The sequence below is a fragment of the Microbacterium flavescens genome (assembly GCF_018588945.1).
GTDB lineage: Bacteria > Actinomycetota > Actinomycetes > Actinomycetales > Microbacteriaceae > Microbacterium > Microbacterium flavescens.
Window position 1 is genome coordinate 152,337 of sequence record NZ_JAFIWA010000004.1, and the last position, 21,626, is coordinate 173,962.

Here is a 21,626-nt window from a genome sequence, read left to right on the forward strand (position 1 = left end):
GCGCTTCACGGGGTGGGCCAGATGTACGGCAGATCGTCGGGGATGCCGCCGAACAGCGGACGGTAGAACCCTGGGTCCTTGCGCACGAGGTTGGAGCGGTGCGCGAGATGGAAGGCCGCGTCGCCCAGCCATCGCGGCATCTCGATGTCGTCCTGCGGCACTCCGTCCACGTCGGGCGCGAATTCGAGCAGCTGCGGGCGAACCGTGTCGGGGCGTCCGAGCGCGGTCCAGGCATCCGTCATCGCCAGCCCGTACGAGACGAGCGCCGGCAGGCGGCCCGCCCACATCTTCGCCGCGGGGTGATGGCGCCACCCGTAGCCCGGAACCGTATTGGCGCGCAGCAGCTGCAGCGTCTCGACCCGCTGCTTGCCGAGCCGCGCCGGATCGAGCGCGGCGGCCGATCGCGCGAACGAGGGGTATGGCAGGAAGGTCTGCACCCGGTCACTCGGCGCTGGTGACCGACAGCACCCCGCCCTCGGAGTTGAGGTTCACCAGCAGCACGTCGTCGGTCGCGTCGGGGTCGAGCGCGTATTCCAGCACGGCGAACGGGTCGGACCCGCCGTGCTCATCGGCGAGGATCGTCATGCTCATGAGCTGCAGCGAGCGGATCACGTCGATGTGCACGTCGCCGGAGATGTCGACCAGGAGCTCCTCGAGCTCGTCACCGAGGGAATCCTGCTGCTGGAGGATGTACTCCGTCACCTCGCTCGTGCGATCGCTCAGCTCGTCGACCATCGAGTTGCGCGCGCTGCGGTCGATGTCCTCGATCGCCGAGATGAGTCCGGCGGCGACGTCGAGCGCGGCCTCCGAGACGTCGTCCTGATCGGGCGCGGTGAGATCGACCGTCACGGACTGATCTCCCAGTTCGACGTTCTCGGACCAGAAGATCGACCCGTCCGGCCCCGACTCGAGGAGTCCGAAATAGTCGTGCTCGATCGCCATTCACCCATGAAACCAGCCTCCGCGCTCAGACGGTAGCCCTCGCGGCGCGTCGCGCGGATCCGTTGCAGAAGCGACGTCGAAAGCGGCTCTCAGTCGACGAGCGAGGCCGCGAAGACGTGGGGGGTGAAGCCGGTGAGGTCGCCGATCCCCTCGCCCTGGCCGAGCAGCTTCACGGGGATGCCGGTGCGCTCCTGGACCGCGAGGACGAAGCCGCCCTTCGCCGAGCCGTCGAGCTTCGTGAGGACGAGGCCGGTGACCCCGGCGTGCTCGAGGAAGGCCTGCGCCTGCATGACACCGTTCTGCCCGGTCGTGGCGTCGAGCACGAGCAGCACCTCGCTGATGGGCGCCTGCTTCTCGATCACGCGCCGGATCTTGGTGAGCTCGTCCATGAGCCCGCCCTTCGTGTGCAGACGGCCGGCGGTGTCGACGAGCACGATCTCGGTACCGGTGCGCTTCGCGTAGTCGATCGTCTGGAAGGCGACGGATGCCGGATCCTGCCCCTCCTGCTGCGGGCGGACGATGTCGGCCCCGCCGCGCTCCGCCCAGGTCGCCAGCTGGTCGACGGCGGCGGCGCGGAAGGTGTCGGCCGCGCCCACGACGACAGAGCGCCCGTACCGCTGAAGGAACTTCGCGAACTTTCCGATGGTGGTGGTCTTGCCGACGCCGTTGACACCGACCACGAGCACGACCGCGGGACGCTCCGTCAGGCGTAGCGTCGTGTCGAACTTGGCGAAGTGCTCTTCGAGGGTCTCCTTCAGCATGCGCTGCAGGTCCTTCGGGTCGGTGGTGCGGAAGCGGTCCACCTTCTCCCGCAGCTCGTCGACGATGCGCTCGGAGATGTCGGGCCCGAAGTCGGCGGTGATGAGCGCCGTCTCGAGGTCCTCCCACGTGGTCTCGTCGATCGTGGGCTTGACGAACATCCCGCGCAGCGCGCGACCGAGCGACCAGGAGCTTTCAGCCATGGGGTCCAGCCTATTCACCGCGCGGCGGGCCCGCGTTCACGGCATGATGAGGGCATGTCGCCCGAGGAGAGCGCGGTCATCCGCACGCCGGACCAGCGACTGCGCGTGTTCGTGAGCTCCACACTGGCGGAACTCGCCGAGGAGCGCGGCGCCGTCGCCCGCGCGATCACCTCGCTCGGCCTCGCTCCGGTGATGTTCGAGCTCGGGGCGCGCCCGCACCCGCCGCAGGAGCTCTACCGCGCCTACCTCGCGCAGTCCGACGTGTTCATCGGGCTGTACTGGGAGAGCTACGGCTGGGTGGGGCCGGGAATGGACATCTCGGGCCTCGAGGACGAGTTCCGCCTCTCCGGCGGACGCCCGAGGCTCCTCTACCTGAAAGCGCCGGCACCGGAGCGGCAGCCCCGGCTCGAGGCGATGCTCGATGAGATCCGCGCACAGGGGACGGACGCGTACCGCACGTTTCGCAGCACGCGCGAGCTCGGCCGGCTCGTGCGCGACGATCTCGCGCTGCTGCTCAGCGAGCGGTTCGTCAGCAGCGCGCGACCCGCCGATCCGCCGCAGCAGGCCGCCGCTGCGCCACGGCGGACGCTCCCCGTTCCCGCGACGTCGCTCGTCGGGCGCGAGGACGAGGTCGCGGCGATCGTGGCGATGATGCGGACTCCGGACGTGCGCCTGGTGACGGTGACCGGACCGGGTGGGATGGGGAAGACGCGCGTGGCGGTCGCCGTCGGCGAGGCTCTCGCGGAGGTCGCGCCCCCTCCGGTGGTGTTCGTGCCGTTGGCCGACGCGTCCGGCGAGGGCGAAGTGCTGCCCCGCATCGCCGCGGCCACCGACGTCGTGATCGAGGGCACGCGCTCCACGCGCGAGATCCTCGTCGACCATTTCAGCGCGCGTCCGACCGTGCTGATCCTCGACAATCTCGAGCAGGTGGCCGCCGTCGCCCCCGACCTCGACGCCCTGCTGTCGGCCTGTCCCGAGCTTCGGATCATGGCGACCAGCCGCATCGCGCTGCGGTTGCGCGCCGAGCACGAGGTCGTGCTCACGCCCCTCGAGACCGGCACGGATCGCGGCGACCGCGTGGACGTCGAGGAGGCCCTGCGACTGCCCGCCGTCCAGCTCTTCCTCGACCGCGCCGGCGCGGTCGGCCGCCGCGTGGATCCGACTCCCCGCAGTCTCGGAGCGGTGGTCGAGATCTGCCGGCGGCTCGACGGCCTGCCGCTCGCGATCGAGCTCGCGGCCGCCCGAACGCGCCTGCTCGATCCCCCCGCGGTGCTGGCGCGGCTCGAGAACGTGCTGGACGCGCTCGGCAGCGGACCCGTCGATCTGCCGGAGCGCCAGCGCGGTCTGCGGGCCACCGTCGAGTGGAGCATCGGCCTGCTCGGCGAGGAAGAGCGTCGTCTGCTCGCACAGCTGTCCGTCTTCGTCGGCGGCTGGACCGTTCCGGCGGCCGCCGCGGTGGCCGGCCTGGACGAGGACGCCGCCCTGGAGCTGCTCGACCAGCTCGTCGGGAACAGCCTCGCGGTGGTCACGCTCGGCGACGGCGAGCCGCGCTTCCGAATGCTCACCGCGGTGCGCGAGTACGCGGCCGAGCTGCTGACCGGCCAGGACCGAGACGAGGCGGAGCAGCGCCACGCCGGCTTCTTCGCCGCGCTGGCCGAGAGCGACATCGACGCCGCCGACCGGTCGGCGTGGGGTGAAAGGCTGCACCGCGACGAGGACAACGTGCGCGCGGCGATCCGCTGGTTCTTCACGCACGACATCACCCGGCTGCCCCATCTCTTCCGCGCGCTGTGGCTGTACTGGCAGATCTACGACCGGATGTCGGAGGCGCGGGGTCTCGCGGGTGAACTGCAGCGCGTGATGCGCCCCGGCGACCTCGACGAGCGCGCCCAGACGGAGCTGCTGTTCACCATCGCCGTCACGTCCACCGAGGTGGGCGACGACGACGCGGCCCTCAGCGCGGCGGATGCGATCGTGCGGCGGCTGGACGGACTCGACGATCCGGAGTTGCGTGATGCGCTGCTGCTCGCAGACTCCTGGGTGCGGCCGCTTCGCGGCGACCTGACCGGCGCGCTCGAGGTCGCGAAGTCGGCGTATGCGGGATTCAGCTCGCGCGGCGACGTCTTCGGCGCCGCGGCCGCTCTGACGATCGGCATGGTCGGCATGGCACTCGGCGAGGACGACACCGCCCGGCGGCATCTCATCAAAGTGGACGAATACGGCGGCCGGCTCGGCATCCAATGGCTCACCGCCGCCGGTCTCACGCAGCTCGCGATCATGGACCTCCGCTCGGGCGCGACCGAGGCTGCGCGCGATCGCCTGCGCCGGCTGCTCACCCGCCTCGACGACGAGCGCACGGTCACGCTCTCGGCCAGCCTCATCCTGGCGGCCTACGGCGACCTCGCGCTCACCGAGGACCGTGCCGCATCAGCGGTGACGGCGCTCGGCGCGATCGACGGGCTCCGTCGGCGCACGGGTGTGGCTCCCTGGCCGAACTCCCGCCGCGACGAGGAGGACCTCCGCCGGCGCGCCCGTGAGGCGGTCGATCCCGCCGAGTGGGATCGCGCGTACGAAGCGGGCACGGCGCTCCGCATGACCGAGGCCCTGGCGATGGTGCGCGAGGCCGTCGGCGCCTAGCGGCTGTCAGCTCGCGGCGCGCTCCGCCAGCCGCTGGCCGACCACCGCCGACACGCCGTCCTGGCGCATCGAGACTCCGTAGAGGGCGTCGGCGATCTCCATCGTGCGCTTCTGGTGCGTGATGACGATGAGCTGGCTCGACTCGCGCAGCTGCTCGAACACCCCGAGCAGGCGGCCGAGGTTGGCGTCGTCGAGCGCGGCCTCGACCTCGTCGAGGATGTAGAACGGGCTGGGACGCGCTTTGAAGATCGCTGTGAGCAGGGCGACCGCCGCGAGCGACCGCTCGCCGCCGGACAGCAGCGAGAGCCGTTCGATCTTCTTCCCGACCGGGCGCACGGCCACCTCGATACCGGTCGTCAGAGGCTCGTCCGGATTCGTCAGCGAGATGCTGCCCGAGCCGCCCGGGAAGAGGATCGGGAACACCTCGCCGAAGGCGGTCTTGGTGTCCTCGAAGGCGGCGAGGAAGATCACCTGCATCCGCTCGTCGAGCTCTTCGATGATCGTGATGAGGTCCTTGCGCGTCTGGGTGAGGTCGGCGAGCTGCTCGGTGAGGAACTTGTGACGCTGCTCGAGCGCGGCGAACTCCTCGAGGGCGAGCGGATTCACCCGGCCCAGCTGGGTCAGCTTGCGCTCGGCCTCCTGCAGCCGCTTGCGCTGCTGCGCGCGGTCGTAGGGGACGGATGCCTCGGCCTCGGCGTCAGCCTCGGTCTCGGTCTCACCCTCCCCGCCCGCCTCAGCCTCGGCGCCTGCGCCGGACGCGATATCGACCGGAACCGGCTGGTCGGGACCATATTCCGAAACGAGAATGTTCTCGTCGAGCCCGAGCTCGGAGCTGACCCGTTCGAGGATCCCGGTCACGTGCAGGCGCTTCTCGTGAATCTGCAGCTCGAGACTGTGGACGCTCTCGGTGAGTCCTGCCAGCCGCTCCCGGGCGACCGCCTCCTGACGGCGCAGCTCGCCGAGCTCGGCGGTCAGCGCCGTGCGCTCGGACTCCGCCTGCGCCAGCTCGAGACGCGCCTGGGTCAGCGACCGCTCGACGGAATCCAGCACCGCAGGGAGTTGCGCGGCGACACCTGCGGCCGTCTCCCGCTGCGCGCGGCGCACGACCGCGCGGCGAGCGGCTTCGGCAGCCGCCTCGCGCTCGCGCTCGCGCTGGCGCTCCAGCCCCGCCACGCGCGCCTCGCCGGCGCGGATGCGCTCCTTGAGCGTCTCGACGTCGAGGCGCGCCCGCATCTCGCCGTCGCGCGCAGCCTCCAGCGCGGCCAGCATCCCGTCCCGCGCCGACGCGTCGAGGATCGGGCGCGGCGCTTCCAGCGCCGACCTCAGCTGATCGCCGGCCGACCGCGCGGACGCCTCCGCGTCCTCGACGGCGGCACCGGCCTGCGCCACTCCGGCCGCCAGGCGGTCGCACTCGGCGACGGCGGCTTCGTAGCGCACGGTCGCGCGATTGACCTGCTCGGTGTGCGCGGCCAGCGCAGCGTCGTGCTCGCGCAGCGTCGTCAGGGCAGCCTTGGTCCGCTGGCGCGCTCGATCGAGCTCGTGCGTCGCGTCGGACAGCGCCTCGCGCAGGGAGTCGGCCACCACGGCGATCTCGTCGCGGCGCTGGGCCGCGGCATCCCGCTCGGCCGCCAGTTCCAGACGCGAGCGGCCCTGTCCTGATCCCGCGCGCACGGTGTACTCCGTGACAACCTCGCCCGACTTCGTCACCACGGTGACCGGGCCGCCCACGTCGGCTGCGGCGAGCGACGGACCAGCCGCCAGGGCAGCGTCGAGATCGTCCGCTACGACGACGAACGACAGGATGCCCAGCACCCCGTCCGGCGCCGACACGACGTCGCGCGCAGGCACGATTCCGGCGACGGACGGGAAGACGGGACGCGGAGCGCCGGCGTCGGCGATCGCGATGTCGACGGCGCCCAGATCGCCGTCCCGCACGAGACGTGCCGTGTCGACGGCGTGCGAGCGACTGTCGACGAGGATGCCCTCGACGAGCGGGCCGAGCGCCGCCGCGATCGCCGCCTCGTAGCCGGCGGTGATCTTGACTGCATCGCCGAGCAGACCGCGCACGCCCGCCGCGCCCCGCTCGACGATCTCGGCCGCAGCGTTGCGGCCGTCGAGCGCCCTGCTGAGCGCCGAGGTCTGGGCCGTCAGCGCCTCGACCTCGCGCTCGGCGGCATGCAGCCTCTCGCGGAGGGTGCCGACCTCCGCCTCGGCGTCGGTGGCGTCGCGCTGCGCGCGCTCATAGGCCGCCGCGTACTCGGCGGCCGACCCCTCGGGAACGAGATCGGGGTCGACTCCGGCGAGCGTCTCCTCGGCTTCCGCGCGGCGGGTCAGCGCCGCATCCAGCGCGCGCTGCTGGCGTTCGACAGCCGCGCGGACCGCAGCCAGGGCGGACTCGGCAGCCTCGGCCGATCCGCGCAGGGCCGTGATGCGCATGTCGTGCTCGGAGACGAGGGCGCTCTGGGCGGCGATGTCGGTGTCGAGGGCGTCGAGCTCTGCGCGCGCACGCATGACGTCACGCGATGCCTCGGCTGCGGCATCCTGAGCACCGCCGAGTCCGTCCGCGATGTCCTGGATCTCCGCGCGAGCCTCGTCGATCATGGCCTGCGACACGGTGGTGAGCTCGATGCGGTCGTCGTCCTCGGCCTCGCCGAGGAGCGCCAGGCGCTGGCCGGCGAGGGCGTACAGGCTGCGCAGTCGCTCCTGCACCCGTTCCAGGCCGTACGTGACGCGCCGGGCCTGGTCGACCGCCTCCGAGCGCTGCTGGGCCTCGAGAAGCTCGATCCGCACGCGCGCGTTCTCGAGCTGATCCTGCAGCACGAGCCGCTCCGCGTGGCGCTCCTGCTCGCTGTGGGTGTGCGAGGCGAGCTGCGCGCGCAGGCCGACGATCTCGTCGGCGAACAGGCGCGCCTTCGCGTCGCGCACCACCGCGGCGATCGTCGCCGCCTCGCGGGCGATCTCGGCCTGGCGGCCGAGCGGCTTCAGCTGGCGCCGGAGCTCGCCGGCGAGGTCGCTGAGGCGCGTGAGATTCGCCTCCATCGCCTCGAGCTTGCGCAGGGTCTTCTCCTTGCGCCGGCGGTGCTTGAGGATGCCCGCCGCCTCCTCGATGAACCCGCGGCGGTCTTCGGGCGAGGCCTGCAGCACGCTGTCGAGGCGGCCCTGCCCGACGATCACGTGCATCTCGCGGCCGAGTCCCGAGTCGCTCAGGAGCTCCTGCACGTCGAGCAGCCGGCACACCTCGCCGTTGATCGCGTACTCGCTCGCGCCGTTGCGGAACAGCGTCCGGCTGATCGTGACCTCGGCGTACTCGATGGGCAGCGCACCGTCGCTGTTGTCGATCGTGAGCTGCACCTCCGCGCGGCCGAGCGGGCCGCGCGTCGCCGTGCCGGCGAAGATGACATCCTCCATCTTGCCGCCGCGGAGGGTCTTGGCACCTTGCTCGCCCATCACCCACGCGAGGGCGTCGACCACGTTCGACTTGCCCGAGCCGTTCGGCCCGACGATGCAGGTCACGCCGGGTTCGAGCGCGAACGTCGTCGGCTGCGCGAACGACTTGAACCCTTTGAGCGTCACGCTCTTCAGGTGCATGTGCTCGCCTCCGCGGTGTCCGCCTGCCCCTCCCTGGGGATGCCCGACCGCATCGGGCGTCCCCAGGCTACCGGAGCGACGGCACGCCCCCGGGAAGCGGGGCCGGGTCAGAGCGCGTCGGTCTGCTTGTCCGCTTTCGCGGCCTTCGCCAGCCTCCAGAAGACGCTGAACGCCCCGAGCGCGGCGAAGAGGACCGCGAACACGATGTCTCCGGTCATCGCCTCCCACAGCTCGGGATTGTCGAAGACGTTGAGCAGGAACAGGTCCCAGAACTCCGGCGAGGTGATCGCGGTCGGGATGTCGATCTCGAGGAAGGCGGCCAGGTCGATCGCCAGTCCCGCGAGGAACGCCAGCACCAGGGTCACGATCGTGACGACGATCGTGGCGGCGATCCCTATCGCACCGATCCGGCCGCCCGATCCGCGCCGGTACAGCCACACGGCGCCGACTGCGACGCCGAAGGCCACGATCGCGCTCATGAACCCGAGCTGCCAGATGATCGCCCAGGCCAGAACGCCCGCCGGGATGGCGAGCAGGGAGAGCAGGATGCCGCGTCCCACCTGCTCGGGGGCGGATTCCAGGGGTGCCGCCGGCTCGTGCTCGCCGGCCGCGGGGGCCGTCGCCGACGGGTCGTCGGGGGTGGATTCCACGGCGGGTTCGAAGGGCTCTGCCAACGGGTTCTCTCTTCTGCGAACGAGGCACGGCACGCGCCGAGCCTGAGCACGCTAACAGAGCAGCGGAATCCGCCCCGCGAGTTCTCCACAGCCACCGCGACACGCCCGCCGTCCACCGAATCTGCGAAAACGCTTGACGTGGACTGCGAGACCGCGCTAGTGTCACTCTCCGCGTCTTGAAGTCGAGAAAGGAGGTCCCCGAAATGATGATGCACACGGACAACACCGGAGCCATCACGCCAATCAGCGTGGCGGCTCGCGTCTGCGCGTCGGGGACCCACTCCTTCGGCGCCACTCAGAACAGCGGCTTCCACACCGCCGGCTGATCCCCGCAGGGGAGAACTCTGCCCTCTCGAGGGCACGATCCTCCTGCGCCGCCCCGGATTCCGGGTGCTGAGCGCGCTTTCCTGCCTTCATCCCCGTCGTGCTGCGGCATGACATCCCCGCCCGACCGCGCGTGGTTCCGGGCATCCCACCTCCACCGATTCGGAAGAGATCATCATGAACACCACTTACGCGCCGCAGCGCCTCTCGGGCGTCCCCGATACGCTGCGGCTTCAGAGCCGCGACCCCCGCACGCCCGTCGTCGACCGCATCGCCCTCCATATCGGGCTGCGGCTGCTGATCTGGGGCACCAGGACTCCGCGGCTGGCCGACGATCGCGAGCGCCACGCTCGTGCTCGCCGCGTCCACACCGCCAATGCCGAGCGCGAGCACGGCTATCTCCGCGAGGCCCTCCTCGCTCCTCGGCCGTGACGGCCACCGGGTCCGCCGCCCCCCACCGGCGGGGGGCCCCCCCCCCCCCCGCCAGCGCCGCGGTCGAGTCGGCGGCCGCTCGCCCGCCGCCCACCGGCCAGAAGCCCGAGCCGAGCTCGGCGGCCAGGTCGGGATCGCTCACGATCGACGGCGTTCCCAGCGAAGCCGCTTCGAAGATGGTCATGCCCTGGGTCTCGAAGCCGATCGACGTCTGCACGACGGCGTCGGCGGCGGCGATGCGGCGCAGGGTCTCGGCGTACGGCAGCCGTCCGGCGAACACCACGGTGGCAGCGGGCTTGCTGCGCGAAACCAGTCGCCGGGCGGCCGCGAGCTGCCCGCCGCCGCCGATCACCTCGACCTCGGCGCGCACTCCCGACTCGGCGAGCGCCTCGAGGAACGGCAGCAGCCGCTTCTCGGGGCTCATCCGCCCCAGCCACACGAGGCGGGCCGGCCCCGCCACGCGCTCGATCGGCGCTTCGGCCAGCGTCGCGTCGAGGATCTCGTCGTCGATGCCGTTCCAGACCACGTCGACGTGCGAGTCCGGCGAGTGGAGATCCAGGATGCCGCGTCTTCCGCCCGGCACGACGCCGTGCTCCTCGAGCCGGCGCGCGAAGTGGGTCGACGGCGCCGTGACCGCATGCGATCGCCCGGCGAAGCGGCGCAGGAAGGCCCAGCCGTCGGATCCGTCGGCGTCGCCGCTCGACTGCACGTCGAGCGAGGCGCGCTGCCACGTGTTGAGCGTCGCGAGCACGACGCCCGGGAACGGCGCGGTGGCCTCGATGCCGACGTCGACGCGATTGTGCATGGTGTGCACGAGCGGCAGCTTGTGCCGTGCGGCGTAGCGGTGGCCGATGAACGCCCCCCAGAAATCCGCCTGGACATGCACGACGTCGACGGGCGGACGGGCGGCGAGCGCGGCATCCACCCATCGATCCGTGTTCCGACCCGGCCACGACATCGAGTACTCCCGGTCGAACGTGATCGGCATCGACGGGATGTCGAGGTATGCGGCATCCGGCGCGATGGACCGCGCCCGCTCGCCGTGCGCAGCGGGCGCCACGATCGTGACGGTGTGCCCGGCGAGCTCCAGGAATCGACGCTGAAGTCGCATCGACACCTGCGCTCCGCCGAGGGTCTCGACGTGCTGGTCGCCGAACATCACGACGTGCACGGTCGCTACTCCGGCAGCGGTTCGTCGCGGTACAGCGCTTCGAAGGTGTCGAGCGTGCGCTTCATGTCGTGCACCTTCACGCCGTCCAGCGACGCCTGCTGCATCCGCAGCCGGGCTTCGGGCGTGAGCGTGAGGACCGCGGTGAGCTTCGCGGCGAGGTCGTCGACGTCGCCCGGGCGGAAGAGGTACCCGTTCTCCCCGTCGTGAACGAGGTGCGGGAGCGCGACGGCGTCGGCAGCGACGATGGGCAGGCCCGACGCCATCGCCTCCATCGTCGCGATGGACTGCAGCTCGGCGATCGAGGCGATCACGAAGAGGCTCGCGTTCGTGAGGAACCCCTTGAGCTCCTCGTCGGTCGTGTGACCGTGGAAGCGCACGCGATCGGTCAGACCGAGCTCGCGCGTGAGCTCCTCGAGGTTTCGCCGCTGGTCGCCCTGCCCGACGATGTCGAACGACACGTCGAGAGCGGGGTCGAGCTTCGCCAGCGCACGCAGCACGACGTCGATCTGCTTCTCGGTCGTGAGCCGGCCGACGAACACGAGCCGGTTGGCGTCGCGCGGAGCGAGGTCGGGCGTGTAGTTCGCGGCCTCGATGCCGCAGCTGACCGGGATGACGTTGGCGATCTCGATCGTGTGCTGGAGGAACTCCGCCGCCTTGCGGGTGGGCGTGGTGACGGCGCGCGTCATGTCGAACGTGCGCTTGGCGTCTTCCCACGCGAGCTTGATGGCGTACCGCGTCCACGAGGCGGGCAGGATCGTGAAGTCGAGGACGTTCTCGGCCATCACGTGGTTGGTCGCGACCACCGGGATGCCGCGCTGGCGGGCGATGCGGGTGAGCCCTCGGCCGATGACGATGTGCGACTGGATGTGCACGACGTCGGGCTTGACCCGGTCGAGCACCCGCCGCGCGTAGTACTTGGCACGGAACGGCATGACGAACGTGAGCCAGTCGTGCGGGTACCAGCGCCACGACGGGATGCGGTGAATCGTCATCGGCTCGCCCTCGATCACCTCGGTGAAGGTGCCGTGCTGCCGGTGGGTCGCGCTCGGAGCCATGACGTGCACGTCGTGGCCTCGCTTGACCAGGCCCGCCGCCAGGCGCTCGGCGAAGCGGGCGGCGCCGTTGACGTGGGGCAGCCACGTGTCGGCGCCGATGAGGATGGTCAGGGGTCGCCGAACCTCGGCGTCGGCCAGCTGGTCGTCGGGCGTCGCGGACTCGGTCACGGGGTAGCGGGGGCCTGTCTGTGCGGCGGGGGTGCGCGGCGGTCAAAGGGATGTTGGCGCTCATCCACTGTACCCGAGGGCCCTCCCCCGGCCCCGTACGCTGGAACCATGCCCCGACTGCAGGCCGACGCCGATCCGACCCTCTGGGTGCCGGTGACAGAGTCCCTCGGCTTCAAGGGACGCCGCCACCGCAAGGCGGCGATCCGGATGCTGCTGTCCCAGGCCAATACGGCCGTCGGCGCCGAGCGGCCCGGCAGCGGCGTCGCCGCGTGGGCGATGAGCCAGGCGGCGCCCTTCCTCATGCGGCGGGCCGCCGGACGCGTGCTCGTGTGGGTCTGGAAGGCCGACCCGGAGCTCGTCGTCGTCATGGCGCAGGTGCAGGAGGCGACCGCGCAGCTGCGCACCGCCCGCGCCATGATGCCGATGGAGTACGACGACACCGCGTCGTTCCGCAGCAGCCACCTCGGCGTCGGAGAGAAGCTCGAGATGGCGCTGCCCGCCGACGGACGCACGCCGCCCTTCGCCACCTACACGTGGGACACCGGCACGCACTTCGTGACGGTGACCGCCGTCTGCTCCGACCGCGAGCGCTTCGGCACGGTGATCGGCTCGGTGGACGATCTCGCCCGCACCGTCCGCATCGTCGACGACCTCGCCCTGGGAGAGTCCCCCGACGTCCTGCGGATCGAGCCGAAGAACTGAGGAGCGGACGAATGACAGAGCCGAACTCATCGGGGCGAGTGCATCCCGCCGCCCACCGACCGCTCCGCATCGGCGTGCAGCTCGCACCGCAGCACGCAGGGTACTCGGCCTATCGCGATGCGGTGCTGCGGGCCGAGGACCTGGGCGTCGATGCGATCTTCAACTGGGACCACTTCTTCCCCCTGACGGCGCCGTCGGAGGCCGAGCACTTCGAGGCGTGGACGGTCCTCGCGGCGATGGCCGAGCAGACCGAGCGCGTCGAGTTCGGTCCGCTCGTCAACTGCAGCTCGTACCGCAATCCCGACCTGCAGGCCGACATGGCCCGCACCGTCGACCACATCAGCGCCGGGGCGACCGGCACCGGCCGCCTCATCTTCGGCACGGGCTCGGGCTGGGCCGAGCCCGACTACGTCGAGTACGGCTACGAGTTCGGCACCGTCGGCAGCCGGCTCGACGCGCTCGCGGCGGACCTTCCGCGCATCCGCTCACGGTGGGATCGCCTGAATCCCGCGCCGACCCGGCGGATCCCGATCCTCATCGGGGGTCAAGGCGAGCGCAAGACGCTGCGCCTCGTGGCGCAGCACGCCGACATCTGGCACACCTTCACGAAGCTCGACGACATGTCCCGCAAGATCGGCGTCCTGCACGAGTGGTGCGCGAAGGAGGGCCGCGATCCCGCCGAGATCGAGCTGTCGACCGGGTACACGATCCGCGGTTTCGGCCCGCTTCTCGAGACGGATGCCCCACCCCGGCTGTACGAGCTCGGCTTCCGGCTCATCATCCCCGCGATCGACGGACCCGACTACGACCTGGCTCCGCTCGTGCCGCTCCTGGAGTGGCGCGACCGCGTGAACGAGGGCGCCTGAGCGAATCGTCCCCCGCGGGTGACGACGCGCCGCGCGGCATCCTCCACTCTGGTGATGTCCGATTCGCGTCGCGCCGGAAGAGGGTCATGTCCGCTCACCTCGTCGAGGTCGTCATCACCGGCCACCTGGGTCCCTCGCTGATCGCGGCCCTCGAGGGCTACGACGTGGTGCGGCGAGACGACGGCACCTCCAGCGTCACCGGTATGGTGAGCGACCAGGCTGAGCTGCGGGCTCTGCTCGCCGTGTTCGACGGGCTGAACATCGAGGTCGTCTCGGTCAACCGCGTCACCAGCGCCTGAAGGAGAACCGCGTGGCCGCAAGCATCTTCGACCAGTCCACGGTGTGGCCCATCATCCTCGCGGTGATCTTCGTGGTCGACGTGGTCGCCCTCATCATCGTCCCGCGCGGACGCAAGCCCACCGCAGCGATGGCGTGGCTTCTGCTCATCTTCCTTCTTCCCCTCATCGGCCTCCTGCTCTTCCTGCTGATCGGCAGCTTCCGCCTGCCGAAGTCACGCCGTGACGAGCAGACCCGCATCGACGGGATGATCCGCGGCGCGGTCGAGTCACGCAGCCTGCGCACTGAGGATGCCGACTGGCCGCGGTGGTTCCAGCGGGTCGTGCAGCAGAACGAGCTGCTCACCGCGCTGCCGGCGACCGAGGGGAATGAGGCATCCCTCTACAGCGACTATCAGGGATCGATCGACGCCATGGCCGCCGAGATCGACACCGCGACGTCGTTCGTGCACGTGGAGTTCTTCATCGTGGCGTGGGACGACACGACGCGCGGGTTCTTCGCGGCCATGGAGCGCGCCGTCGCGCGCGGGGTCACCGTGCGGCTGCTCGCGGACTACGTCGCGACCCGCCGGCTCGGCAACTGCAAGGCGACGCTCGCCGAGCTCGATCGCATCGGCGTCCAGTGGGCGTGGATGCTTCCGGTCATGCCTCTCAAGGGCAAGTACCAGCGACCCGACCTGCGCAACCACCGCAAGATCGTCGTCGTCGACGGACGGGCCGGCTTCATGGGCTCGCAGAACCTCATCGACCGCACCTACGACTCGCCGAAGAACATCAAGCGCGGCCTGAAGTGGCAGGAGCTCATGACGCGGCTCACCGGGCCGGTGGTCTCGGCGGTCAACACCGTGTTCCTCTCCGACTGGCTGATCGAGACCGGACAGGACCTCTCGGCGACCGAGCATGTGCCGGCGCCCCAGCTCGAGCGATCGGCGGCCCCCGACGCCCTGCTGTGCCAGGTGGTGCCGAGCGGCCCCGGCTACGAGACCGAGAACAACCTGCGGCTGTTCCTCTCGCTGATCTACGGCGCAACCGAGAAGGTCATCCTGACGAGCCCCTACTTCGTGCCCGACGAGGCGATGGTCTACGCGATCACCACGGCATGTCAGCGCGGTCTCGAGGTGCAGCTCTTCGTCTCGGAGATCGGCGACCAGGGTCTGGTGTACCACGCGCAGCGGTCGTACTACTCGGCACTGCTCGAGGCGGGCGTGAAGATCTTCCTGTATCCCGCGCCGTACATCCTCCACTCCAAGCACTTCTCGATCGACGACGACATCGCGGTGATCGGGTCGAGCAACATGGACATCCGCTCGTTCAGCCTCAACATGGAGGTCTCCCTCCTCGTGCGCGGGGCGTCGTTCGTGGCCGAGATGCGCGAGGTGGAGCAGGCCTACCGCGACGCCGGGCGCGAGCTGACCCTCCAGGAGTGGCGCGACCAGCCCGGCAAGGCGACCTTCCTCGACGGCCTCGCCCGCCTCACCTCGGCGCTCAACTGACCGCATGGGCGACATGGTCCTGATCGAGGGCGGTACGTTCCTCATGGGCTCCGACGAGTTCTACCCCGACGAGCGGCCGGTCCACGAGCGTGCGGTCGAGACGTTCCGGATCGACCGCCACGCGGTCACCAACGAGGAGTTCGCCGCGTTCGTCGACGACACCGGCTACGTGACCGTCGCCGAGCGCGAGCTCGATCCGGCAGACTTCCCCGGTGCCGACCCCGCCGACCTCGTGCCGGGATCCATGGTGTTCACTCCCACCGCCGGGCCGGTCGACCTCGCGGACTGGCGAGCCTGGTGGCGCTGGCAGCCGGGCGCCTGCTGGCGGCGGCCGTTCGGCCCCGACTCGTCGATCGACGAGCGGATGCGGCATCCCGTCGTCCACATCGCGTTCGCGGATGCCTCGGCCTACGCCGCGTGGGCGGGCAAGCGACTGCCGAGCGAGGCGGAGCACGAGTACGCCGCCCGCGGGAGTCTCGATGGCGCGCGCTTCGCGTGGGGCGACGACGCGCACCCCGGCGGGCGGGTCATGGCGAACTCATGGCTGGGCCGGTTCCCGTACCTGAATGAGGGAGTGGGGGATGCCGCGCCCGTCGGCTCGTATCCGCCCAACGGCTACGGGCTGCACGACATGACGGGCAACACGTGGGAGTGGACGAGCGACTACTGGACGCCGCGCCATCTGCGCCTGTCCGACCGGCCGGTCGACGCGGGCCGCCGCCAAAATCTGCTCGCCACTGCGAGCGCGGAGGAGGGATTCGCCACCCCGCGCCGGGTGCTCAAAGGCGGCTCGCACCTGTGCTCGCCCGACTACTGCCTGCGGTTCCGGCCGGCTTCGCGGTCGCCGCAGGCCGAGGACACCGGCATGTCGCACATCGGATTCCGCTGCGCGCGCGACGCCTGAACCCCTAGATCTTCAGATCCTGCTTCGGCACGACGACCTCGCGGATGATCAGCAGGATCGAGGCCACCACGGGAAGCGCCACCAGGACGCCGATCACACCCATGAGCGCACCGCCGATCAGGGCGCCGATCAGCACGAGGGCCGCCGGGATCGAGACCGCTCGGTTCATGACGCGCGGGCTCACGACATACGACTCGAGCTGGATGTAGACGAGATATGCCACCGCGAAGATGAGCGCCTGCGTCGGGCTGGTGAACAGCGCGACGCCGGTGCCGATGACGAGGAAGATCACCGATCCGAACAGCGGGATGAGCGTGACCACGAAGGCCACCACCGCCATGAGCGCCGGGAAGGGCAACCGGATCACGAGGTGCAGCACGAAGACCACGCCGGCATTCAGGGCGGCGAGGATGACCGAGCCGATGAGCGCACTGCCCACGGAGTCGGTGATCCGCTCGGTGAGGCTCGTCAGCCGCGGTCGGCTGTGCGCTGGAGCGAGCGCGTAGAACGCCCCCTTGATCGACGACAGCGAGGAGAGGAAGTAGAGGGTGAGCGCCACGACGATGAACGACGCCGAGATGCCGCTCACGAATGCGACGCCGACCGCGAGGACGCCGCCGCTGAGCGTCGCGATCGTCGCGGGGCTCGAAACCCAGTCCGCAAGCTGCTCGAGCCCCGTCTCGATCGCCACCTGCGTGTCGGCGCCCAGCGCCGCGAACCACTCGGTCTCGGGGATGCCGGCGACGGTCTCGGGGATCGCCTCGACGAACTCGGCGATCTGCGCGATGACGGGGGGCAGGACCCAGATCAGGAACCCGAGGAACAGGAGCGCGAACCCGCCGAACACGATCGCGATCGCGCCGCCCCGGCTCACGCGTCGCCGCTCGAGTCGCCGCACGATCGGATCGAGCCCGACGGCGAGGAACATCGCCAGCACGATGTAGACGAGGATCGTCGAGATCGACCCGAGCGCGCTTCCGAGCACGAGGGCTCCGAGCACGCCCAGCGTGGTGATGAACCCGAGGGCGAGGGGTCGATCCAGTGCCGCGAGCACGCCGGTGAAGCGCCGCGGCCGGTCGGGAAGCGTCAGGCCATCAGCTTCCGCGGCCCGGCCGTCAGCGTCATCCATGCGGCCATGATGGCCGCGCGCGGCGCGGCGTACGTCACCCCACCCGGGCGATCTCGCGGGGGTCGAGCAGACCGAGCTCGACGGCGTGCTCGATCGCGGCATCTCTCCCCGAGACGCCCAGCTTGCGGTAGATGTGGCCGAGGTGGGTCTTGACCGTGTTCGTCGACACGTAGCACCGTGCGGCGATGTCTGCGATCGTGAGCCTGCTCGGCAGGAACGCGAGGAGCTCGAGTTCGCGCGGCGTCAGCTCGTCGAGGAGCTTCCGGCCACGCTGGCCGCCCACGCTGTGGGCGCGCGCGACGACGAACCTCGCGAACTCGCTGCGCGCACCCGTGAGCTCCTCGAGCAGGTCGACGACGGCGGGTCCGGCGCGCAGGAAGGGGTACGCGAGCCATTCGGGCTCGGCGAGGGCCAGGGCGCTCTCGAACTGCTCGCGCGCCTGCGCGCGCCGTCCGTCCTGAGCATGCGTCCACCCGGTGAGGATCGCCAGCTCGATGGAAGGGAGCGGTGCGGCAGGATCGGGGTCGAACCGCAGTCGACTGAGCCGCGAGTGCGCGGCGGGCGCCTGCCCTTCCGTGAGCAGCGCGGCGATCTCCTCGAACCCGACCGGGGACCACGCGTGGCCCGCCATCGCGCCCGGGCTCGGGCCGGAGACCGCTCCGTGGAGTCGGGCGCGTCGCATGCCGATCGCCAGCAGCCATTGACGCACGAGGGCGGGAGGCGGACCGGGGGGCTCGACGGATGCGACCTGCTCGTCGGCCGGATCGATGAGCATCGCGATGGCGTGACCCATCCACATGAGCTGGGTGCGCTGGTTCGCGGCCGACCGCACGATGCCCTCGGTCAGCGCGAGAGCGCCGACGTCGGGCTCTCCGCGCTGGATGGCCACGATGGCGCGGGCGAAATAGGCATCCGCCGGCGCCGGGTGCGCCAGGAGGTCGGCTGACCGCGCCGTCTCGAGCGCCTCGTCGGAGAGCACGGTGCCGACGCCCAGCCGGCCGTTGATCGCCTCGACGAGGGCGAGGCTGCCGAGCAGGTGCACGCGGTAGGGCGTGTACGCGTAACCCGGGAGCGCGAGGGCTGTGGCGAGGTGCGCGCGAGCGGCGACGAGATCGCCCATGAAGAGGTGGGCGCGTCCGAGCGACCCGCGCGCCAGGAAGGCGAGGTAGGGCTTCGAGCTGAGACCGAGCAGGTCGGGCACGACGGCATCCGGATGCGCGTCGAGAAGTGCGAGGGCCTCCACCGCGGCTCGCGCGAACGGCTCGGGATGCGGGTGGAACTGCACGCACGCGGCGAGGTACGCGAGGGCCACCTGCCGCTGGCCGACCGTCAGCTCGGCGCCCGCGAGCAGACCCTGCAGGGCATCGACGGCCACGAGTCCCCGGCCGCTCATCCCCTCGGCGATCGCGCGGAGCAGCTCGGCGTCGACGTGCGCGGCACGCACCTCGGGCGGCACGCGCCCGAGCCACCGTGCCACGATCGCGGTCCGGAACTGCTCGAACACCTCCCGTCCGCTCAGGAGCACGCGCTCGATGGCGCGCTCCCACCGTCGCGCTCGAAGGAGGTACTCGATCGGCACTTCGACGTCGCCGCGCTCGAGGTGCCAGTCGGCGGCGGTCTCCAGCAGCCGCGCTTCCGCACGGGAGTCGAGCGCGCGCAGCCGGTACAGCAGCAGGTCGCGGAAGAGCCGGTGGAAGCGGAACCAGCCGGGTCGCTCGGGCACCGCGACGATGAACATGGAGTCGCGCTCGAGGCCCGACAGGAAGGCATGGCCGTCCACACCGGTCATCGCTTCGACGAGGCCGGCGCACACCTCATCCACGACCGCGAGCTGCATGAGCGCCGCACGCCGGGACGGCTCGAGGGCATCGAGAACCTCCTCGCTGAGGTAGTCGACCACCAGCCTGTCGGTTCCGGTGAGCTCGTCGACCACGCGGTCGGGATCCTCCGCGAACCGCAGGCTCAACGCCGTGAGCTGCACCCCGACCGCCCATCCCTCGGTGCGAGCGGTCACCGCCGCCACGGCATGGTCGGTGACGGGCCTGCCGGCGATGTGCTCGAGCACGCGTGCCGTCGTCGAATCGTCGAAGGCCAGCTCCCGCTGCCGGATCTCGACCAGACCGTGCTCGAGCCGGTGCCGGCTCCAGCCCAGCTGAAGGTCGACCCGCGAGGAGAAGACGGCGTGGGCGGTCGGCGGCAGCATGTCTACGAGCCGCCACAGGTCGGTCAGGATGGGGCTGCCCGAGATGCGGTCGAGGTCGTCGAAGACCAGGACGAGGCGGCGGCCCGTCTCGGCGAGACTCGCCGCGAGGGCTTCCAGGAAGGCTTCGCCGAGGCGTCCCTCCGAGGCCTCGAGCGGCGCGCTGGGCGCGTGCAGGCCGGGGACGACCGCCGTGATCCCCGCGACCAGGCGCGCAGCGAAGACGCCGGGCGCATCATCGGCCGTCGTGATGTCGAACCACGCGACCGCGATGTCGGCCAGCGACTGCGCCCACTGCGACAGGAGCACGGTCTTGCCGGCGCCCGCGGGCGCGACGACCAGCGACAGCGGCGAGTCGACGCCGGCGTCGAGCTGCTGCCGCAGTGCCGGCCGATCGACGGCGTGCGACGGAATGCGACGTGATCCTGACAACCCCAGAGCCTCCCTGACGAGCGGGTGCGAGCTCGGGGGAATCATCCCACAGGGGTGACGTGCGCGCGAGAGGCCCGCACTGACAATGACGTCACCGTTCACCGGGGCGACACCCGGAGTGACGCGACCCTCTCCGAGAGGCCTCCGATGAACCCGCAGGTCGTGTGCATCCTCCTCCGAGGACGCCTCGGCCCCGCGCTCATCGCGGCGCTCGACGGCTTCGAGGTGAGCACGACCGGAGACGGCTGCACCAGTGTGGTCGGCGCCATCCCCGACCAGGCGCGGCTGCTGGGCCTCCTCGAGATGTTCGACGAACTCCACATCGAGGTGGTGTCGGTGAACCCCGTCGCGGGCGACGCCGCATGATTCACCCGCTCCGGGTGACGTACCGCTCCCCGTGCCCTCGTAGTTTCACAACTGTGACGGGCGATCGGCCCGTCCACTGACGATTGGCTGGAAAACAATGGATCTCTGGAGTTGGGTCGCCTGGTTCTTCTGGGTCTTCGTGTTCGTGGCGTACCTCATGGTCCTGTTCTCGATCATCGGCGACCTGTTCCGCGACCACACCCTCAACGGGTGGTTGAAGGCCGTCTGGATCCTCTTCCTGGTCTTCCTGCCCTTCCTGACCGCGCTGGTCTACCTGATCGCCCGCGGCACGGGCATGCAGAAGCGCGCGATGGAGCAGGCTGCCGAGCTGCGCAAGCAGCAGGATGCCTACATCCGCACCACCGCCGGCACCGCCAGCCCCACCGACGACATCGCCAAGGCGAAGTCGCTCCTCGACTCCGGGGCCATCTCGCAGGGCGAGTTCGACGCACTCAAGGCCAAGGCTCTCGCGGCCTGAGGCCCGGCAGAGGAGGATGACGACATGACGACATTCGATTACGGCCCGATCGAGTTCTACGCGATCGGCTTCGACGGCGACAAGCCCGGACCCGGCGTTCTGCAGGCGATCGACGACCTCGTCGCCGCCGGCACGGTGAACGTCCTCGACCTCGTCTATGCGACGCGGTCGCCGGAGGGTGAGCTCACCGTGATGGAGCTCTCCGACACGACCGACGACGGCGGCGTTCCCGCCCTCGACCTCGCCGGTCTGGCGGGCATCGAAGACATCGAGGCGCTGGCCGAGCAGGTTCCGCCGGGACAGTCGGCGGCGATCCTGGTCGTCGAGCTGCTGTGGGCCAAGGCGTTCGCCGCGGCGCTCTACGACGCCGGTGGGGCCGTGATCGCCCGCGAGGGCATCCCGGCGCCCATCGTCAACGCGTTCCTCGCCGAGAACGCCGACTGAAGGAGGCAGACATGATGCGCAGAGTAGGCCGCCCCGGCCTCATCGGAATGGCGGCACGCACCGCGGTCGTCGCGGGCACCGCGACCGCCGTGTCGGGAGGCGTCGCCCGCCACCAGCAGAACAAGGCGAACGAGCAGTATGAGCAGCAGCAGTACGAAGCTCAGCAGCAGCAGGCCGCCATGGACGCCGCGGCGGCACAGGCCGTCGCCAATGCGCAGCCCGCGCAGGCGCCGGCCGCCGCACCCGCCGCCGGCGACGACATGATGACCAAGCTGACCCAGCTGGCCACGTTGCACTCGCAGGGCATCCTGTCGGACGAGGAGTTCGCGGCCGCGAAGGCCAAGCTGCTCTCCTGACCGGAGC

20 protein-coding genes are annotated in these 21,626 nt (G+C 70.7%); 11 read left to right on the forward strand and 9 right to left on the reverse strand.

The genetic code is table 11. The features are described from left to right. Positions 1-5: 5 nt before the first annotated feature. From JX005_RS09760 to ftsY, 3 genes are all read right to left on the reverse strand, one after another. Positions 6-437: an MSMEG_6728 family protein gene (locus JX005_RS09760; RefSeq protein ID WP_214467303.1), complete on the reverse strand. Its 432-nt coding sequence runs from the start codon at positions 435-437 to the stop codon at positions 6-8. Between the two features lie 4 nt (positions 438-441). Then, positions 442-942: a DUF2004 domain-containing protein gene (locus JX005_RS09765; RefSeq protein ID WP_214467304.1), complete on the reverse strand. Its 501-nt coding sequence runs from the start codon at positions 940-942 to the stop codon at positions 442-444. 89 nt (positions 943-1,031) lie between these two features. Next, the gene (gene ftsY / locus JX005_RS09770) at positions 1,032-1,904 is read right to left on the reverse strand and encodes a signal recognition particle-docking protein FtsY (RefSeq protein ID WP_214467305.1); all 873 of its coding nucleotides are present in this window, start codon (positions 1,902-1,904) and stop codon (positions 1,032-1,034) included. A gap of 54 nt (positions 1,905-1,958) precedes the next feature. Between ftsY and JX005_RS09775 the strand changes: the two genes are divergently transcribed. Continuing rightward, positions 1,959-4,541: a DUF4062 domain-containing protein gene (locus JX005_RS09775; protein ID WP_214467306.1), complete on the forward strand. Its 2,583-nt coding sequence runs from the start codon at positions 1,959-1,961 to the stop codon at positions 4,539-4,541. Between the two features lie 6 nt (positions 4,542-4,547). Here JX005_RS09775 and smc read toward each other — a convergent pair whose 3' ends face one another. Beyond that, complete coding sequence (smc, locus tag JX005_RS09780; protein WP_214467307.1) at positions 4,548-8,129, reverse strand: chromosome segregation protein SMC; 3,582 nt, start codon at positions 8,127-8,129, stop codon at positions 4,548-4,550. A gap of 107 nt (positions 8,130-8,236) precedes the next feature. Further along, complete coding sequence (locus tag JX005_RS09785; protein ID WP_214467308.1) at positions 8,237-8,779, reverse strand: hypothetical protein; 543 nt, start codon at positions 8,777-8,779, stop codon at positions 8,237-8,239. Positions 8,780-9,006: 227 nt separating this feature from the next. Here JX005_RS09785 and JX005_RS16275 point away from each other — a divergent pair, with 227 nt between their 5' ends. Next, positions 9,007-9,129, forward strand: coding sequence for a hypothetical protein (locus tag JX005_RS16275; protein ID WP_281422056.1), 123 nt, complete (start codon positions 9,007-9,009; stop codon positions 9,127-9,129). A gap of 173 nt (positions 9,130-9,302) precedes the next feature. Here the strand turns inward: JX005_RS16275 and JX005_RS09790 are convergent, their stop codons facing one another. Next, positions 9,303-10,730 carry a glycosyltransferase gene (locus JX005_RS09790; RefSeq protein WP_307858548.1) on the reverse strand — a complete coding sequence of 476 codons (1,428 nt, stop codon included), beginning with the start codon at positions 10,728-10,730 and terminating at the stop codon, positions 9,303-9,305. Positions 10,731-10,735: 5 nt separating this feature from the next. After that, positions 10,736-11,953 (reverse strand): glycosyltransferase, encoded by a 1,218-nt coding sequence (locus JX005_RS09795; RefSeq protein ID WP_214467309.1) that lies wholly within the window; start codon positions 11,951-11,953, stop codon positions 10,736-10,738. A 108-nt stretch (positions 11,954-12,061) separates the two neighbouring features. Here JX005_RS09795 and JX005_RS09800 point away from each other — a divergent pair, with 108 nt between their 5' ends. From JX005_RS09800 to JX005_RS09820, 5 genes are all read left to right on the forward strand, one after another. Beyond that, entirely contained in the window at positions 12,062-12,655 is a 594-nt protein-coding gene (locus JX005_RS09800; RefSeq protein WP_214467310.1) for a hypothetical protein, read from the forward strand. A gap of 11 nt (positions 12,656-12,666) precedes the next feature. Beyond that, positions 12,667-13,521, forward strand: coding sequence for an LLM class F420-dependent oxidoreductase (locus JX005_RS09805; RefSeq protein WP_214467311.1), 855 nt, complete (start codon positions 12,667-12,669; stop codon positions 13,519-13,521). An 86-nt stretch (positions 13,522-13,607) separates the two neighbouring features. Further along, positions 13,608-13,820, forward strand: a complete 213-nt coding sequence (locus JX005_RS09810; protein WP_214467312.1) for a DUF8691 family protein — start codon at positions 13,608-13,610, stop codon at positions 13,818-13,820. A gap of 23 nt (positions 13,821-13,843) precedes the next feature. After that, positions 13,844-15,310 (forward strand): cardiolipin synthase, encoded by a 1,467-nt coding sequence (gene cls / locus JX005_RS09815; protein WP_214467456.1) that lies wholly within the window; start codon positions 13,844-13,846, stop codon positions 15,308-15,310. Between the two features lie 13 nt (positions 15,311-15,323). After that, positions 15,324-16,214: a formylglycine-generating enzyme family protein gene (locus JX005_RS09820; protein ID WP_214467457.1), complete on the forward strand. Its 891-nt coding sequence runs from the start codon at positions 15,324-15,326 to the stop codon at positions 16,212-16,214. A 4-nt stretch (positions 16,215-16,218) separates the two neighbouring features. Here JX005_RS09820 and JX005_RS09825 read toward each other — a convergent pair whose 3' ends face one another. Next, positions 16,219-17,343 (reverse strand): AI-2E family transporter, encoded by a 1,125-nt coding sequence (locus tag JX005_RS09825; RefSeq protein ID WP_214467313.1) that lies wholly within the window; start codon positions 17,341-17,343, stop codon positions 16,219-16,221. 34 nt (positions 17,344-17,377) lie between these two features. Next, complete coding sequence (locus tag JX005_RS09830; RefSeq protein WP_214467314.1) at positions 17,378-19,975, reverse strand: winged helix-turn-helix domain-containing protein; 2,598 nt, start codon at positions 19,973-19,975, stop codon at positions 17,378-17,380. Between the two features lie 147 nt (positions 19,976-20,122). Between JX005_RS09830 and JX005_RS09835 the strand changes: the two genes are divergently transcribed. From JX005_RS09835 to JX005_RS09850, 4 genes are all read left to right on the forward strand, one after another. Further along, a complete protein-coding gene (locus JX005_RS09835; protein WP_214467315.1) occupies positions 20,123-20,341 on the forward strand; it encodes a DUF8691 family protein in 219 nt (72 codons plus the stop codon). A gap of 97 nt (positions 20,342-20,438) precedes the next feature. After that, a complete protein-coding gene (locus tag JX005_RS09840; protein ID WP_214467316.1) occupies positions 20,439-20,819 on the forward strand; it encodes a PLDc N-terminal domain-containing protein in 381 nt (126 codons plus the stop codon). A 24-nt stretch (positions 20,820-20,843) separates the two neighbouring features. Then, positions 20,844-21,263 (forward strand): DUF6325 family protein, encoded by a 420-nt coding sequence (locus tag JX005_RS09845; RefSeq protein ID WP_214467317.1) that lies wholly within the window; start codon positions 20,844-20,846, stop codon positions 21,261-21,263. Positions 21,264-21,274: 11 nt separating this feature from the next. Then, the gene (locus JX005_RS09850; protein WP_214467318.1) at positions 21,275-21,619 is read left to right on the forward strand and encodes an SHOCT domain-containing protein; all 345 of its coding nucleotides are present in this window, start codon (positions 21,275-21,277) and stop codon (positions 21,617-21,619) included. The last annotated feature ends 7 nt before the right edge of the window (positions 21,620-21,626 follow it).